This window comes from Flavobacterium sp. (assembly GCF_031409475.1).
Classification (GTDB): domain Bacteria; phylum Bacteroidota; class Bacteroidia; order Flavobacteriales; family Flavobacteriaceae; genus Flavobacterium.
In genome coordinates this window covers 16,704-35,197 of the sequence record NZ_JANNXH010000002.1, presented here as the reverse complement: position 1 = coordinate 35,197, position 18,494 = coordinate 16,704, and the positions used below count along the sequence as shown (strand labels likewise).

Annotated in this window: 13 protein-coding genes; 8 read left to right on the top strand and 5 right to left on the bottom strand. The window is 34.5% G+C overall.

What is annotated here, in order from left to right:
• The first annotated feature begins 115 nt into the window (after positions 1-115).
• Positions 116-1,153 (top strand): aldo/keto reductase, encoded by a 1,038-nt coding sequence (locus RMO53_RS00180; RefSeq protein ID WP_310377311.1) that lies wholly within the window; start codon positions 116-118, stop codon positions 1,151-1,153.
• A 159-nt stretch (positions 1,154-1,312) separates the two neighbouring features.
• Here RMO53_RS00180 and RMO53_RS00175 read toward each other — a convergent pair whose 3' ends face one another.
• The 4 genes from RMO53_RS00175 to panC form a co-directional block, all read right to left on the bottom strand.
• Positions 1,313-2,944 carry a DUF4139 domain-containing protein gene (locus RMO53_RS00175; RefSeq protein ID WP_310377309.1) on the bottom strand — a complete coding sequence of 544 codons (1,632 nt, stop codon included), beginning with the start codon at positions 2,942-2,944 and terminating at the stop codon, positions 1,313-1,315.
• A gap of 69 nt (positions 2,945-3,013) precedes the next feature.
• Complete coding sequence (gene radA / locus RMO53_RS00170) at positions 3,014-4,375, bottom strand: DNA repair protein RadA (RefSeq protein WP_310377307.1); 1,362 nt, start codon at positions 4,373-4,375, stop codon at positions 3,014-3,016.
• Positions 4,376-4,377: 2 nt separating this feature from the next.
• On the bottom strand, positions 4,378-5,523 hold the full coding sequence (locus RMO53_RS00165) for an alpha/beta hydrolase-fold protein (RefSeq protein WP_310377305.1): 1,146 nt from the start codon (positions 5,521-5,523) through the stop codon (positions 4,378-4,380).
• A 91-nt stretch (positions 5,524-5,614) separates the two neighbouring features.
• Complete coding sequence (gene panC / locus RMO53_RS00160; protein WP_310377302.1) at positions 5,615-6,493, bottom strand: pantoate--beta-alanine ligase; 879 nt, start codon at positions 6,491-6,493, stop codon at positions 5,615-5,617.
• Positions 6,494-6,570: 77 nt separating this feature from the next.
• On the opposite strand from panC, the gene RMO53_RS00155 reads away from it, so the two are divergent.
• The 7 genes from RMO53_RS00155 (at position 6,571) to RMO53_RS00125 (ending at position 17,785) form a co-directional block, all read left to right on the top strand.
• Positions 6,571-7,377, top strand: a complete 807-nt coding sequence (locus tag RMO53_RS00155; RefSeq protein WP_310377301.1) for a glycogen/starch synthase — start codon at positions 6,571-6,573, stop codon at positions 7,375-7,377.
• Between the two features lie 21 nt (positions 7,378-7,398).
• Positions 7,399-9,081, top strand: a complete 1,683-nt coding sequence (locus tag RMO53_RS00150) for a DUF4270 domain-containing protein (protein ID WP_310377299.1) — start codon at positions 7,399-7,401, stop codon at positions 9,079-9,081.
• Between the two features lie 9 nt (positions 9,082-9,090).
• Entirely contained in the window at positions 9,091-10,938 is a 1,848-nt protein-coding gene (gene glmS, locus RMO53_RS00145) for a glutamine--fructose-6-phosphate transaminase (isomerizing) (protein ID WP_310377297.1), read from the top strand.
• Between the two features lie 295 nt (positions 10,939-11,233).
• Positions 11,234-14,107: a TonB-dependent receptor domain-containing protein gene (locus tag RMO53_RS00140; RefSeq protein ID WP_310377295.1), complete on the top strand. Its 2,874-nt coding sequence runs from the start codon at positions 11,234-11,236 to the stop codon at positions 14,105-14,107.
• A gap of 22 nt (positions 14,108-14,129) precedes the next feature.
• Positions 14,130-15,656 carry a G-D-S-L family lipolytic protein gene (locus RMO53_RS00135; protein WP_310377293.1) on the top strand — a complete coding sequence of 509 codons (1,527 nt, stop codon included), beginning with the start codon at positions 14,130-14,132 and terminating at the stop codon, positions 15,654-15,656.
• Positions 15,657-15,907: 251 nt separating this feature from the next.
• Complete coding sequence (atpD, locus tag RMO53_RS00130; protein WP_310377292.1) at positions 15,908-17,419, top strand: F0F1 ATP synthase subunit beta; 1,512 nt, start codon at positions 15,908-15,910, stop codon at positions 17,417-17,419.
• An 84-nt stretch (positions 17,420-17,503) separates the two neighbouring features.
• A complete protein-coding gene (locus RMO53_RS00125) occupies positions 17,504-17,785 on the top strand; it encodes a F0F1 ATP synthase subunit epsilon (protein ID WP_310377290.1) in 282 nt (93 codons plus the stop codon).
• A 49-nt stretch (positions 17,786-17,834) separates the two neighbouring features.
• Here RMO53_RS00125 and RMO53_RS00120 read toward each other — a convergent pair whose 3' ends face one another.
• Positions 17,835-18,377 (bottom strand): GNAT family N-acetyltransferase, encoded by a 543-nt coding sequence (locus tag RMO53_RS00120; protein ID WP_310377288.1) that lies wholly within the window; start codon positions 18,375-18,377, stop codon positions 17,835-17,837.
• Positions 18,378-18,494 lie beyond the last annotated feature (117 nt).

The following is an 18,494-nucleotide window of genomic DNA, read 5'->3' as shown; positions in this document are numbered from 1 at the left end:
AGTTGATTTTTTTTAGTTTAAACGTTTCTAAATTTTTTGGTAACTTCGATGCAAAAGCAATTAACTAATTTCACCTTTGTTTTTTAAAAAATAATTCAGAATTACAATATCTAAAATGAAATACACCACTTTACCCAATACCGATATAAAAATCAGTAAAATATGCCTTGGAACAATGACTTTTGGAGAGCAAAATACTGAGGCCGAAGGTCATGCTCAAATGGATTATGCCCTCGAAAAAGGCATCAATTTTTTTGACACTGCCGAAATGTATTCGGTTCCTGCTCGCCAAGAAACGTATGGTAGTACCGAAAAAATTATAGGAACATGGTTTAAAAAAACAGGCAAACGTGAGGAAATTATTTTGGCATCAAAAATTGCAGGACCAAGCCCAACGTTTACTTACATGCGGGACAAAATGGATTTTTCGCCAGCAAGCATTCAGTTTGCATTAGATCAAAGTTTGCAACGACTTCAAACTGATTATATTGATGTCTATCAACTGCATTGGCCGGAACGTAAAACCAATTATTTTGGACAACGCGGTTTTAAAGTGCAAGATGATGCTTGGGAAGACAACATTCACGGCGTTCTTGAAACTTTGGAAGATTTCATCAAACAAGGGAAAATAAACCATATTGGGCTTTCGAACGAAACACCATGGGGAATTATGCGTTTTCTGGAAGAAAGTAAATACCAAAATTTGCCAAGAATAAAAACCGTTCAAAACCCGTATTCGTTATTGAATCGCCTTTTTGAAAACGGATCATCCGAGGTTTGCATCAGAGAAAATGTGGGTTTATTAGCGTATTCGCCAATGGGTTTTGGAGTTTTATCAGGAAAATATTTATCAGGAGAAAATTTGCCTCATGCTCGAATTAATATTTTTCCGCAATACAACCGTTATAACAGTCCACAAAGTGTTGAAGCCACTCGATTGTATCAGGAAATAGCGCATAAAAACGGTTTGACTTTAACGGAACTTTCTTTAGCTTTTGTAACGCAACAAGCTTTTGTAACCAGCACTATTATTGGCGCTACTACAATGGAACAATTAAAGGAAAACTCCGCTACTATTGATGTGGTTTTATCGGATGATATTTTAAAAGTTATTAATGAAGTTCAGGCGATAATTCCTGATCCTGCGCCGTAAAACGTGATTAATTTAGGGATTTATTTGTCATTCTGACGCAGGAAGAATCTCAACAAACTTGAGTAATAAGATAAGATTCTTCCTGCGTCAGATTGACAAAATTGTAGTGCTTATTTCTTAATTAATGCCATTGAACATTGGGAGAAGCAATGACAAGCTCTACAAATTATCAATCACCTTATCTTTTGGATATTTCACTCGATAACTGATTCTTATTTTTTTGATCTCGGCGGATTTTAAATCTAAATCCCAAGTGAGAATTCCAGTTTCTACATTTACTTTTGCGCCATCACTTTGTAGTAATTCAATTTCGATTTCCTTGTCTGGACTTAATGGATATTGGTCTTTTAATAGTAATTGAACCGTTTCTTTCTTGTTGTTGCGAACGGTAATATCATAGGTAAAAGTTTGTTCTTTCTTGGAAGACAAAAATTTTATGCCCGATTTATCAGCAACTTTTTCGCGTTTTATGGCAATTTTTTTGTCTCTTCCCATACTCAAATTGAGCGTGTCTGCGGTTTGAGTTGGATTGATTTGCGTTTTGCCCACATACATTCCTTCAAAAATAATATTGGCTTCGCCTTTGAGTAAATTGTACTTAGAATAATCAACGATTTCAGCTAATAAGAAAGCTTCTTTTTCGACTCTTGGCGCAGCATAATATTTGTATGTTGCTGGAATTTTTATTTCTTTGAGTGCTACGCTGTGTGCTTTCCCATTGGATAAAATGTCATACGGAATGTCAATATCGAAAGAAATATTGAGTTGATTTTCGTTAATATTTGAACCAACTCCTCTAATCACAATTTCTTGTAATTGCTTATCATCTTCTGCTTTATATTTATCAATGTTAACTCCAGCAACTCTTCCTTGTAATTTGTTTTGAACCGAACTCTGTTCCATAAAACCAGAACCGTAATTTTCTTGATATTTCAAAAACCACGAGCTCAAAAGTGGTGCTTGATTGTTCTGATTAGGGTTTCCAGAAGACAAGGTCAGTTTTACTTTTTTCCAATCAATGCCTGTATCTTGAACCACTTCGGCTTTGTACATCATATTCATTGGTTCAGCAACGCTGTTTGTTCGCAAATCATAAAAGGGTTTCCAAGAAGCTTCAGGAGTTAAATAATTAATTTCAAAATCTACATTGCCCGCAACTTCATTCATTACTTGGAGAATTAGTTTTCCGTCGGAGATTTCATCTTCGCTTTTGGTATTGGTTTCGAGTTTCGTATTTAAATTGGCTAATTGTTTGTTGAGTTTCTTCTCTTTTTCTTCTAATGTGATTATGGCATTGCTGATTTCAATGTGTTTGAGTTTGTAATAATCAACGAATTTCATCAAATCAATCACGTTTAAACCTGAATTTACCCCAGAAACTTGTTGGTTTTTATCTAAAAGTTCGATGGTTTTAGATTGCGAAGTTTTTTCGATTCCTACTTTTTGGATTTCCTTTTTTACCCAATTAATGCTGTCACGCACTTTTTTTATGGCGGGATTGCTTTCGTCTAAATCATATTCTGAAATATAATCATCCGAAAATTGCACCGAAAGAACCGTAACGGTTGATGGCGCACCAATTCTAACGGTGTTTTCATTTAAAACATCAGAAACATTTTTAATCACAATTTCGCTCGTTCCTTTTGGAAGCATTGCGGATGTTGTTTGCGAAATTTCGGCAGCATTAGAATATACCGTTACCGCTTTTACTTTAGCAGAAGCGAAAATAGGTTTTTGAGCAAAGGACGATGCTGAAACCAAGAAAATAAATAAGGCGATGAATTTTTTCATAGCGTGCAAATTAATTGGATGTTGATTGGAAAATAACTTTGAAATTCTTGATTTTTATCTTACAAATATCTAGCCAAACAATTGCGCTACAACATCTTCTATTTTTGCCACGAGTTGAATTTTGATTACTGAATTTTTCAAAGCTATTTTATTATATTTGGATACAAAAATGGTAGAAAATCCTAATTTCTCTGCTTCCTGAATACGTTGGTCTACACGATTCACAGGGCGAATTTCTCCAGATAATCCTACTTCGCCAGCAAAGCAAAAATCTTTGTTTACAGGAATATCTTCATTCGAGGATAAAATTGCTGCGACAACGGCTAAGTCAATTGCGGGATCATCTACTGATATTCCTCCTGTAATGTTCAAGAAAACGTCTTTGGCACCCAACCTGAAACCAGCTCTTTTTTCAAGAACTGCCAGAATCATATTGAGTCGCTTGGCATTATAACCTGTAGTGCTGCGTTGCGGAGTTCCATAAACTGCGGTCGAAACCAAGGCTTGAATTTCGATCATGAGCGGTCGCATACCTTCGAGTGTTGAAGCTATTGCGGTTCCTGATAATCCTTCGTCTTTGTGCGAAATTAATATTTCTGATGGGTTTGAAACCTCTCGTAATCCTGTTCCCAGCATTTCGTAAATTCCAATTTCGGAGGTGGATCCAAAACGATTTTTAAGCGAACGCAAAATACGATATACGTGATTTCTATCGCCTTCAAATTGCAAAACGGTGTCGACCATGTGTTCCAGAATTTTTGGACCAGCGATGCTTCCGTCTTTGGTAATATGACCAATTAAAATTACTGGAATATTCGTTTCTTTGGCAAATTTTATTAGTTCAGCAGTGGTTTCTCGAATTTGCGAAATGCTTCCTGGAGTTGATTCGATATAATCGGTATGAAGTGTTTGAATCGAGTCGATTATAACAATTTCGGGTTCAATTTCTTGAATTTGTTTAAAGATATTTTGGGTTTTGGTTTCGGTTAGAATGTAACAGTTATCACCGTTTGGTGTAATTCTTTCGGCGCGCATTTTTATTTGTTTTTGGCTTTCTTCTCCAGAAACGTATAATGTTTTGTAAGGAAGTTTTAAGGAAATTTGTAACAACAAGGTGCTTTTTCCAATGCCTGGTTCGCCACCAAGAAGGATTAGTGAACCGGGTACAATTCCGCCGCCCAATACGCGATTTAATTCGCCATCGGTAGTGTCCATACGGATTTCTTGTGCGGAATCGATTTCGTTTATTCGCATTGGTTTAGCCACTCTTTTGGAATCAGAATTTGTGGGTTTCCAACTTGATTTTTCTTCTTTTTGGATGATTTCTTCAGCAATGGTATTCCATTCTTTACAGGAGTTGCATTGTCCTTGCCATTTGGCATATTGAGCACCACAGTTTTGGCAGAAAAAAGTTGTCTTTACTTTTGACATTATTATTTTTTAAGTTGGCTTTTCATGTCGTCAAATTTATCAAGCATCATGGTTTTCGTCAAATCACCAATTTCTTCTAATTGCGAAGCATTTTGATATGATTTTGTTGCTTTTTTGTAGTCGCCCAATTTTTCGTACATCAAACCCAATTCATAATCGGCAAGCATTGATTTTGGATAATTTTTTCTTGCAATATCCGACAATTTATCTAGTTCTTGGTAGGCTTTATTTTTTAGAATTGCGGCTTCAATGGCTTTGAAATCATTTATTCTAACGGGTATTTTTAATCCCAATGTTTTAGAAATCACATCATACTTATTCGTTAAATAATCTACAAATCCACTTTGAAGTAGTACTATTTTGTTTGTAAATTCAGCTGTAGAAATAGGTTTAAAAACATCAAAAAATTGATATAAAACATTAGGAATAGATTGTAAAACTAAGGAATAATGTGAAGCATCTTTGAAGTTGTCGTATTTGTAATTTAACAACGGATTAACTACAAGTTTAATATTTTCGTCTAGTTTTTTTATAGGTTCATTAATATCTTTTGAATCGCTTTCTGCAGAAGATTGATAATAAAAAATTGGATTTTTGAGTTTTGCTAAATATTCTGGAACGCGGGTTTCCATTTCTATAGGAAGCTCTGGACTCAAGGAAATATAACCATTAAAAATGGGAGCATCTTTGTATAAAAAAAAGTTTAAAAACCCAGCTGTTGTATCATGTCCAGCAATAATTCTAAATGGGGCAACGCGGTATTTTTTTTCCATATAGGGAAGGATTTCTGCACCAATAAATTCGAAAAATTGTATTCCTTTCTCAGACGGATAACCACTTTTTTCATCATAAGTGCAATCGTCGTATCTTTCGTCGTTTTGATTCTGGCTAATCCCAACTACGATTGTTTCGGGTAAATCTTCCCAATAGGCACCATAATTTAATGCACCAAAAAACGGATCAAATAAATAATCACCATCGAGCAAAATAATAATGGGGTATTTCTTACTTGGATTTTTTTCATAAGATTCGGGTAAGCCAATGGTAATTTCTCGTTTTTCGCCTAATTTATAGGAATCAAATAATTCTATCGTTTTTTGTGAAAAAACAGTTGTTGAAAAAAATAAAAATAGAAATAACTGTTTCATAATCATTGGGTTTTTGAAATTAAAAACATAGGCTAAAAGAGCAGCAATATAATACTTTATTTGCTTTTAATATAAAGCAAAATTTGAAGTATTAATTTAATAATATGGTATCTATTAATCTGATATTATTGACAAATACCGCTATGAATGCACGGTATTTTTTATTTTTATTTTTAATTAAACAAGGCAAAAGTGTTGCTTCGTCTGCAATTTGAAAGTATTCTAATTTGAAGGTTTTGTCTTTTTCAAAGTTTTTTTTCGCCCAAAGCTCAACTGTTTGGGCGCTTTTTGTTTTAAACTTTTCCTTTGAAGTAATTAAGGTGCTGTAAATTATAGATGCATCGTGCCTTTCTTGAACAGTTAAAAGTTCGTTTCTAGAACTCATGGCTAAATTATTAGACTCTCTATAAATGGGACAGCCAATTACGTTAACATTTAAGTGGTTTTTTTGAACCATTTTTTTTACAATTTGTAATTGTTGAAAATCTTTTTCGCCAAAATAGGCATTTGTAGGATTGACAACTTCAAACAATCGTTTAACAATCGTTCCAACCCCATCAAAATGACCGGGCCTAAACTTTCCTTCCATTTGATTTTCTAGTCCATCAAAATCAAAAGACTGCGATATAGGATTGCCGTCATAAAGATCTTCAACTGAAGGTGCATAAACTATAATTTGGTCATTCAAATTAGAAATTTTTTCTAAATCTGATTCCAATGTTCTTGGGTATTTAGCGAGGTCAACTGGGTTATTAAATTGTGTAGGATTCACAAAAATGCTAACAACTGTAAACTTATTTTCGGACAATGATTGTTGCATCAAGGACAAGTGCCCTAAATGTAAAGCACCCATAGTTGGAATAAATCCTAGAGTAGAATTCTGGGATTTAATCGAATTTAAATACGTGTTGAATGTAGCTTTTCTGTAGAAAACAGGCATAGTGGTTTTGTTGAAATTAAATACAAACATAATATTTTAGGCAATAACTGCATAAATTTTTGTAATTTTGCATGGTTTTTATTGCCAATAAATAAGTAAATTAAAATATGGAAGATAAGAAAATATTATATGTATCATCTGAAGTGGTACCTTATCTAGCTGAAAATGAGGTTTCTTTGATGTCTTATGATGTCCCAAAAATGATTAACAACCAAGGAGGACAAATAAGAATTTTTATGCCTCGCTATGGTAATATAAACGAAAGAAGGCATCAATTGCACGAAGTAATTCGGCTTTCGGGGATGAACTTAGTAGTGAACGATTTAGATATGCCATTGATTATAAAAGTGGCATCAATTCCTAAGGAACGGATTCAAGTTTATTTTATTGATAACGATGAATATTTTAAACGTAAAGCTACTTTCACTGACGAGGAAGGTGTGTTGTATTCTGACAACGATGAACGCGCTATTTTTTTCGCAAAAGGAGTTGTTGAAACCGTAAAAAAACTGAATTGGGTGCCCGATATTATTCATGTTCACGGTTGGTTAGCGGCAATGTTGCCCATTTACATGAAGCATTTTTACAAAAACGAAGCTTTGTTTTCTCAAACCAAAATCGTCACATCAGTTTACGGACAGTCTTTTGAAGGGAGTTTAGATGTTGAAATGATTAATAAAGTTAAGTTTGATGGAATTCCACACGAAGCAATTCTAGACCTAGAAAACCCTGATTACGAAAACATTATAAAAGCTACTATAAAGCATTCTGACGCGGTTATTATAGCTTCGGAAAACGTGTCTTCAAGTTTAACAAAATTTATAGAATCTTCGGGAAAACCTTTTTTACCTTTCACACCGAAAGAAAAATTCGCAGAAGCGTATACTACTTTCTATAAAAATGTAGTTCTATAAATTAAATTTTTTCTATTTAACATGTACAATAATTCTTTTTTTAAGCAAATTTTATTAGTTGCAACAATTGCCTTTTTCGCTTCTTGTGATAAAGATTTTAATGAAATAGGTGCCGATTTAATAGGCGAAAACAACTTTGATTTTAATAGTACTACCTATAGTGTAACAGCATACAATCAAGAAATAGGCGCTCTTCAATCTGATAATCTTGTTGTAAATCCACTTGGTATTTATGAAAACCCCGCTTTTGGCAAAACCATTGCAAGTTTTGCAACACAATTAAGCATGGATTCTTACAATCCTACAATTGGAGCTAATCCTATTATTGACGCTGTATATTTAGAAGTGCCCTATTTTGTAGATCCAAAAATAACTGCAATTACAGCTGGTGGGAATTCATATGAGTTGGATTCTATTTATCTCCCTAAGACTCCAAAACTTCCTGCTATAAAATTAAGTGTGTATGAGTCTGGGTATTTTATGCGAGATGTAGATCCTATTGGTGGATTCTTAAACCCACAAAAATATTTTACAGACCAAAACACTGATTTCGATAATTTTAAAATTGGATCACGTTTAAACGACAATGCTAGTGTTTCTGAGAATAATGAGTTTGCGTTTAGCCCATTGCAACACACAGAAATTACTACAGATGCAGAAGGAAAAGTGACTACTACTTATTTAGCACCAAGAATGCGATTGAGTTTAAATAAAACTTTTTTTAACACAAAAATAATCCAAGCTGCAGCCGGAAAACTTACAAACGCCGAGGCTTTTAAAGAATATTTTAGAGGATTGTATTTCAAGGTTGAAAATTCTGGAAGTAATTCCGGAAGCCTTGCCATGCTAGACTTTAAAAAAGGAAAAATCACAATTAAATACAAAGAAGATTTATCTACTACAACTGGGGGAGTAACAACAATTTCCAGAGCTGAAAAAGCCATTATACTTAACATGACCGGAAACACCGTAAGCTTGTTACAAAACAGTAACGCTAATCCAGCGTATACTTCAGCGTTGAGTTCTGCCGATAAAACACTGGGTGATGAAAAGTTATATTTAAAAGGTGGAGTTGGTTCTATGGCAGTAATTAGCCTTTTTGGAGCGCAAGACGTTAGAGGTTATGACTCAAATGGAGTTGCAACAATTGGTGCAAACGGAGTTTCGGATGAATTAGACGATTTGAGAAATAATAAGTGGCTAATCAACGAAGCCAATTTAGTTTTTCATATTGACGCTGCAAGTATGGTTAACGCTACAGACAATATCTACGAACCACAACGCATTTATTTATTTGATTTAAATAACAACCGGCCAATAGTCGATTTTTATACAGATGGATCGTCGGGCATAACAACAAAAAAAGCAAAACTTGTTTTTGACGGAAACATTAATTTAGACGCAACAACAAAAAGAGGTTTAACTTATAAAATTAGAATTACAGATCAAATTAGAGGCCTTGTAAAAAATGCAGATTCAACAAATATTAAACTAGGACTTGTTGTAACCGAAGATATTGGTACAATCGCTTCTAATAAATGGAAAACACCTCTACAAGACAACACAATTAAACCAAATTATTATTTTCAAACACCCAAAGCATCAGTAATGAATCCACTAGGAACGATACTTTACGGAAGCAAATCAACAGTGCCATTAGACAAAAGACTAAAACTTGAAATTTATTATACGAAACCTAATTAAACCAAAATTATGTGTGGAATTGTTGGATATATTGGACACAGAGAAGCATACCCTATAATTATAAAAGGACTAAAAAGACTTGAATATAGAGGATATGATAGTGCAGGAGTTATGCTATTTGATGGTAAAGAACTCAAATTGTCAAAAACAAAAGGAAAGGTTTCGGATCTCGAATTAAGAGCTTCTAAAGAAATCACCACAAACGGAACCATAGGAATTGGCCACACACGATGGGCAACTCACGGAGTTCCTAATGATGTAAACTCACATCCACATCTTTCTAATTCGGGTGATTTAGCAATAATCCATAACGGAATTATCGAAAACTACGCACCTTTAAAAGAGGAATTAATAAAAAGAGGCTACGTATTTCATTCTGATACAGATACCGAAGTCTTAGTAAATCTTATTGAAGAAATTCAAATTAAAGAAAAATTAAAATTGGGTAAAGCAGTTCAACTTGCATTGAATCAAGTTGTTGGAGCTTATGCGATTGCAGTATTTGACAAGAAAACCCCAAACGAAATTGTGGCAGCACGTCTAGGAAGTCCATTAGCAATAGGTGTTGGAGAAGCAGAATATTTTATTGCTTCAGATGCTTCGCCATTTATAGAATATACTTCGAATGCCATTTATCTAGAAGACGGCGAAATGGCAAATATAAGGTTACACAAACCAATGAAAATTCGTAAAATTAAAGACGATTCATTAGTTGATCCTTATATACAAGAGCTTCAAATGAACTTAGAGCAAATAGAAAAAGGAGGTTACGAACACTTCATGCTCAAAGAAATTTACGAGCAACCTAGCGTTATTAAAGACACCTATCGTGGAAGACTTCACGCTAACGAAGGTTTAATACAAATGTCAGGTGTTGAAGATAACTTAGAGAAATTCATAAACGCCGAAAGAATCATTATTGTAGCTTGTGGTACTTCATGGCACGCAGGACTAGTTGCAGAATATATTTTCGAAGAGTTTGCCAGAATCCCAGTTGAGGTTGAATACGCATCTGAGTTTAGATATAGAAATCCAATTATAAATAAAAAAGACATCGTAATCGCTATTTCTCAATCTGGAGAAACTGCAGATACCATGGCTGCAATAAAACTAGCTAAAGAAAATGGTGCTTTTGTTTTTGGAGTTTGTAACGTAGTGGGTTCATCCATTTCTCGCGAAACACATGCTGGAGCATATACACATGCTGGGCCAGAAATTGGTGTGGCATCGACCAAAGCTTTTACTACACAAATTACTGTTTTAACGATGATTGCTTTGCGTTTGGCTAAAGCCAAAGGAACGCTATCACACGCTAATTTTCATCAATATTTACAAGAATTAGAAATAATTCCTGAAAAAGTAAAAGAAGCATTAGAAACTAATAATAGAGCTAAAGAAATTGCGGCTATTTTCAAAGACGCACCTAATTGTTTGTATTTAGGACGGGGTTATAATTTTCCTGTAGCACTCGAAGGTGCATTAAAGCTAAAAGAAATCTCCTATATTCATGCCGAAGGTTATCCTGCAGCAGAAATGAAACACGGACCAATAGCATTAATAGATGCTCAAATGCCAGTAGTAGTTATTGCTCCTAAGCAAGGACATTATGACAAAATTGTAAGTAACATTCAGGAAATTAAATCCCGAAGCGGAAAAATCATTGCAGTAGTAACTAAAGGCGATACTCAAGTTCGTGAATTAGCTGATTATGTTATTGAAATTCCCGAAACTTCGGATGCATTATCACCACTTATTACAACAATTCCGTTGCAACTTTTGTCGTATCATATTGCGGTTATGAGAGGATGTAATGTTGATCAACCTCGTAATTTAGCAAAGTCGGTAACGGTAGAATAAATAGCACTTAAATTCTCAAAAAGCATTTTACAAAATCTTGTAAGATGCTTTTTTTTTTATAAAATATTGAAAACGCTTTTTTTAATATTTATTCCATTTTTCGCATTATTTTATATGTATGCATAGTATTATTTCACACTTTAACTAAATTTCTATTAAAAATTTAATAAACTATAATAGGAATTGTTTTGTATAGTTTTAATATATGTGCTAATTATGAATTTTTTTTCACGTTTTTTTATTAATAACAAAATTATTAGTACATTCGATTCCTAAACCAACAAAATTTAACCCAATGAAAGTGTACTTACTTATTTTGTCTTTGTTTTTTTGCAGCATTACTTTTGCTCAAAATACAATTTCAGGTACCGTTACAAACAGTAACAATCAGCCTATTCCTGGCGCCAATGTCAGAGTAACCGGAGAATCAAATGGAACGGCAACGGATTCCGATGGAAAATTTACTTTAAATTCATCAAAAAAACCACCCTTTACAATCGAAGTTTCAAGTATAGGCTTTGAAACACAAAGTTTAAGTGTAACTTCAACTGATCAAAAACTTGCGGTAAAGTTAGCCGATGAAGAAACAAAACTTAATGAAATCGTAGTTTCGGCATCGAGAACTCCAGAACGAATCAAAGAATCTCCTGTTACTATTGAAAGAATGGGGATTAAGGACATCAAAAAATCAGCGTCTGCTACTTTTTATGATGGACTTGAAAACTTAAAAGAAGTTCAAATGAACACCAGTAGTTTATCATTCAAGTCAATTAATACACGTGGTTTTGCAACTGTTGCCAATACCCGATTTATGCAATTGGTTGACGGAATGGATAATGCATCTCCTTTGTTGAATTTCGTTTTAGGAAATTTAATTGGAATTTCGGAAATAGATGTCCAAAGTGTAGAGTTACTTCCTGGAGCATCATCAGCATTATACGGTGCAAATGCATTTAATGGTATATTGTTTATGACCAGTAAAAGTCCTTTTACCAGCCAAGGCGTAACAGCCTATATGAAGTATGGACAAACAAGCCAGCAAGCAGCTGGAGTAAATGACTTCAAGGATTATGGTGTACGAATTGCAAAAGCATTCTCTCCCTATTTTGCAGCAAAAGCTAATTTTAGTTTCTTGAGCGGAACTGACTGGTATGCCACAAACTACAACGATAGAACAGTTGCAGGAAGAACAAGAACTCATTATGGCTACGATGGTATAAACGTTTATGGCGACGAAGCAGCATCGGTAATTGCAGCGCCAACGTTACCAACTGATTTAGTTTCAAGAACTGGATATAATGAAACGGAATTGTCAGAAAGCATTGTTAGAAACACAAAAATTGACTTTTCACTTCATTTTAAACCATGGGCAAAGTCAACTAATTTTAAAGATATTGAAGTTATTTGGCAAAGTAAATTTGGATTTGGTAACTCTATTTATCAAGGAGCGAACCGTTACAATTTGAACAATTTCTTTATGGAGCAGCATAAATTAGAAATTAAAGGTAAAAATTTCTTTGTTAGAGGATATACTACTACTGAAGATGGTGGTAAATCGTATGATATGACATTTGCTGCTGTAAATCTTAATGCTACTTGGAAAGGAAACACAAACTGGTTCACAGATTACGGAACGGCTTATGCCAGATCTACCTTGCTATTAGGAGCAACTCCAGCACAAGCGCATGCATTTGCAAGAAATTTTGCGGATTACAATATATCCCCAACAGGTTTAACTCTTATTCCAAACACGAATCCTTTAAATCCATCAGAACCAAGAGGAATACGATTTGCAGCTGGAACTCCAGAGTTTAAAGCAGCTTTAGCTAAAGTAATTGCAGATCCAGATAATTTAACTGGAGCAAAACTAGTAGATAATTCAAGAATTTATCACTCAGATGCTAATTATAATTTAAAAGACATATTTAAACCAGCAGAAATTCAAGTTGGTGGTTCTTATAGAGTATACCAATTAAATTCTAGCGGTAGAATATATACGGATAAAGATTCGCCTATAAATTATAATGAGTATGGTGTTTATACCCAAGTTCAGAAAAAATTATTCGACGAAAAATTAAAACTTGTTGGATCTATTCGTTATGACAAAGCGAAAAATTTCGAAGGCAATTATTCTCCAAGAATATCAGCAGTTTTGGCAATTGATGAAAAAAAACAACATGTTTTTAGAACCTCATTTCAAACAGGTTTCAGAAACCCAACAACTCAAGATCAATATATCGGATTCAATGTTGGTAGAGCAGTTTTAGTTGGAGCGGCACCAGATAACTTAGAACGATATAAAGAAACAAGAAATATTTTAACCCCTACAGGACAATTTTTTGCAGGTGGATCTACAGTTGTAGTTACAGGTACTAATGCGTATTATAATTCTTATACAAAATCGTCTGTAGATGCTTTTGCAGCATTAGCTGCGACAAATCCAATTGCAGGAGCACTGTTGTTAAAAAAATCGATTGCTCCATTAGTAAAACCAGAAACGGTTAAAGCAATTGACTTAGGATACAGAGGATTAGTTCACGGTTTCGCATTAGACATCAACGGATATTACAACATTTATAATGATTTTATTGGAAACGTTACTGTAATAGCTCCACTTTACGGAGTAGCTCAAGATGCTCCAAACGCTGCCGGTGCACCAACAGATTTAGGTACACAAACTGTACATGCACTTGCAAACGGAAATGTAAGAGCTTTCCAATTGTACACTAATACAGACCTTGAAATAAAATCTTTGGGATTTGGATTAGGCCTTAGCAAAAAAGTGTATAAAAACTTTGAATTAAGTGCAAATTACAATTATGCACAATTTGATTTTGACCAAACTCAAGCAACAGATTTTGAAGCAGGTTTCAACACACCAAAGCATAAAGCAAAAGTATCTTTTGGAAACGATAGTTTATTCAAAAATTTTGGATTCAATATTAGCGGACGTTGGAATAGTGAATATTTATGGCAATCCACAATGGTAGATGGAATGATAGAGTCTGCTACAGTGGTTGATGCTCAAATTAATTTTGGTGTTTCAAAACTCAACTCAACTGTAAAAATAGGAGCAACAAACATTGGAGGAAAAGAATACGGACAAGTACTTGGAGCTGGACTTATTGGGCAACAATATTTTGTTTCTTGGACCATTAATCCAAAATAAAAAAATATAAAAATATAAAATCATGATAAAAAATTTCAAAATGCTATTTCTGGTTTCAGTAACCTTTATAGCTTGTAATAATAACGATGAAGAAACTATTGTCGAAAACTCATCTGACGGTTTACCACTAACGGCTGGAGAAGCTAATTTTACTAAATTCGTAGCTGTAGGTGATTCTTACACCGCTGGATATTCTGACAGTGCTTTGTTTATAGAAGGGCAAAAAGGATCTTTTGTCAATATAATGGCACAACAATTTGCTTTAGTTGGTGGAGGCGAATTTAAAATTCCATTCATGGCAGATAACATTGGTGGGTTTAAAATAAACGGAACTCAATTTATGGGACCAAGATTGTACTTCAACGGAGTTGGTCCAGTACCAGTTCCAGGAACGCCAACAACAGAGATTCTTAATCCAGCAGTAGCTGCCGCTGGACCATATAATAATGCTGGTGTACCAGGAGCAAAAAGTTTCCATTTGTTATCTCCAAGTTATGGTAGCTTTGCAGGACTTGCGTTAGGAACTGCAAGCCCTTATTATGCTCGTTTTGCTACAAACGCAACCACATCAGTATTGGGTTACGCCATGGCTCAAACACCAACTTTCTTTTCATTATGGATTGGTGGCAATGATGTTTTAGGGTATGCTTTATCAGGTGGAGATGGTACAGATCCAATCACACCATCAGCAGGTGTTGCAGGTGTAGGCTTTGACGCTACGTATGATGCTTTAGTAAATACACTTACGTCAGCAGGAGCAAAAGGAGTTACAGGAAATATTCCTTATGTATACACGATTCCTCATTTTACAACCGTTCCTACAAATCCGGTACCTTTAGTTGCTGCGCAAATCGCACAATTGAACCCATTATTTGGGGCTATGAATAGCATGTTAGCAGCTGCAGGGCAACCGGCACGGTTCCAGACATTGACCGCTAGTTCAACAAATCCGCTACTAATTTCTGACGAAATGCAAACCTATGATGCAACAACGTTATATACTACAGCATTTCAAGGTGCACCATTCAATTATCCTGCAGCAACTGCTGGTTTCCTAGGAGCATTGTACGGAAAAGCGAGACATGCCAGTAATGCTACAGCAACAAGAGATTATATTGTTTTGTCTCAAGCTGGTTCGATTGGAACGAACAAAGCGGGTTATCCACCTACAAATAGTACTATTGGGGTAACATTCCCAATGGAAGACAATGCAACATTAACATTCAGAGAAATAGTATTACTGAAAACAGCCACAGATGCCTATAATGTTAAAATTAAAGCTAAAGCAATGGACAAAGGCCTTGCTTTTGTTGACATAAACGCTTTAATGATTCAATTGGCAAATGGAGGAATATCAGCAAATGGGTATAATGTAACCGATAAATTTGTAACAGGCGGCGGTTTTTCGTTAGATGGAGTTCATGTTTCGCCAAGAGGTTATGCATTATTTGCTAACAAATTTATTGAGGCAATAAACACTACTTATAAATCTAATTTAAAAGGAGTAAGTCTTTACGATTATAGAATTTTATTCCCTAGAGCTCTTTAAGAGTTTAAAAACAATATTTTCAAAAAAACCAACATGTATTTCGTGTTGGTTTTTTGTTTTAAAACCAAGCTGTATTATATAATTTCAAAATTGTAGAAGGCACTTCAAAATTGGGCTAATTTTTTATAAAAAAATATTGATATTTATATTTTAAAAAATTATCTTTGCACTCTGAAAAACAAGTCTAAGCATTTCGTTCGGCTTGTTTCTATTTCATAAACCAAATTAGCTATTTAATAAATACATAAGCAATGTCAAAAGTAATAGGAAAAGTTGCCCAAATCATCGGACCAGTTGTCGATGTAGTTTTCAACGGTAAAGATGTTGAACTTCCAAAAATTTATGATTCATTAGAAATCACTAAAAAAGACGGAACTTTATTAGTTCTTGAAGTACAATCTCACATTGGAGAAAACACCGTTCGAACCATATCAATGGATTCAACTGACGGTTTGAGCAGAGGTTATGAAGTGGTTGGAACAGGAAACCCAATAAAAATGCCAATTGGAGCAGACGTTTACGGACGTTTGTTTAATGTAATTGGTGATGCCATTGACGGCTTAGGAAACTTGCCAAAAGATGGAGACAACGGAATGTCTATTCACCGTCAAGCTCCAAAATTTGAAGATTTATCAACTTCTTCGGAAGTTTTATTCACGGGTATTAAAGTAATCGATTTGATTGAGCCTTACTCAAAAGGAGGAAAAATTGGATTGTTTGGTGGTGCAGGTGTTGGTAAAACAGTATTGATTCAGGAGTTGATTAACAATATTGCAAAAGGTCACGGTGGACTTTCAGTATTCGCAGGAGTAGGAGAAAGAACACGTGAAGGAAATGACTTACTTCGTGAGATGTTAGAGTCAGGAATTATAAAATACGGGGAAGAATTCATGCACTCTATGGAAAATGGAGGATGGGATTTGTCTAAAGTTGATATGCCAGGAATGAGAGAGTCTAAGGCTACTTTCGTTTTTGGACAAATGAATGAGCCACCAGGAGCAAGAGCTCGTGTAGCACTTTCTGGACTTTCTATCGCAGAATATTTCCGTGATGGTGCAGGTTCAGATCAAGGAAAAGATGTATTGTTCTTCGTTGATAATATCTTCCGTTTTACTCAAGCAGGTTCAGAGGTTTCGGCACTTTTAGGTCGTATGCCATCGGCGGTGGGTTACCAACCAACATTAGCAACCGAAATGGGTGCAATGCAAGAAAGAATTACCTCAACAAACAAAGGATCTATTACATCGGTACAAGCGGTTTACGTTCCTGCGGATGATTTAACCGATCCAGCTCCAGCAACAACATTTGCTCACCTTGATGCAACTACTGTATTGTCTCGTAAAATTGCTGAACTAGGTATTTATCCAGCAGTAGATCCATTGGATTCTACTTCTAGAATTTTGACTCCACAAATTCTTGGTGATGAGCATTATGACTGTGCACAAAGAGTAAAAGAAATTCTTCAGAAATACAAGCAATTGCAAGATATTATCGCAATTCTTGGTATGGAAGAATTATCTGAAGAAGATAAACTATCAGTTTCAAGAGCTCGTAGAGTTCAACGTTTCCTGTCTCAACCGTTTCACGTTGCAGAACAATTTACAGGATTAAAAGGAGTTTTAGTGGATATTAAAGATACTATCAAAGGATTCAATATGATCATTGATGGAGAATTAGATCACTTGCCAGAAGCAGCTTTCAACCTTAAAGGAACCATTGAAGATGCTATCGAAGCAGGAGAAAAAATGTTGGCAGAAGCTTAATTAAGTTAGAAGTTAGAAGTGGGAAGTTATAAGTTGTTTAACTTTACTTCCCACTTCTAACTTCAAACTTCTAACTTTAAAAATATGTTATTAGAAATAGTATCACCAGAAGCAAAATTATTTTCAGGCGAAATCACTTCAATCTATCTTCCAGGAGTAGTTGGAGATTTTCAAATATTGAATAATCACGCACCAATAGTTTCGTTGCTCAAAAAAGGGAAATTGAAGATTACAGCAAACAGTTTTAAGTTTAGCAAAGAGTCGGAAAATTTGTTTACCAAGATAAACGACCAAAATTACTCACTCGCTATTGAATCTGGAACAATTGAAATGAAAGACAATAAAGTAATTGTTTTAGCAGACTAAAAAATTCTTTTTTTATATCAAAAACGTCAAGTAAAGCTTGACGTTTTTTTTATTTCCAATCCCAAAATATAATAGACCAAAGCTTACCATTCTCTAGATAACTTTCTTTAGTTTTAAATCCTATCGCTTCATGGGCTTGCATAGAACGGGTGTTCATAGCATCGACTTCGGTTACTAAGTAATCAAATTTATTTTGAAACTCAGTTTTATAAAAATCATATAATCCTCGAAATAGTCCTTGATTTCGAAATTCTTTTGCCACACATATTTGTCCCATAACGACATAATTTTCTTCGTTAGGAATTAAGACCTTTATTCTCTCGAATAGGGGAACAAGCACTTCTATTTCATTTTGAAAACTAGGAAGCATGACTAAAGCATATCCTACAACTTTATTGTCGATTATTGCAATAATGTGTGCACTAGCATGATTCATTTTTTCTAATAATTCGATAGTGTGTTGTACTGTGACAAAACCTTCTTTTAGCTTTTCTTCAGGGCTAATACTTATAGAGAAGTTGCTTTTTTGAAGCGCTATAATTTGCTCTAGTTCTGCTAAGTTTGAGGCTCTTTTATATTGGATAACTGTCATTTTTCATAATAATTAATTTTCAAAAATAGTAAATTACCTCGATTCAATAAAAAAAACCCAACAGGTTTTATAATTCCTGTTAGGTTTTTGAGTTGAATAATAACCAATAATTTAATA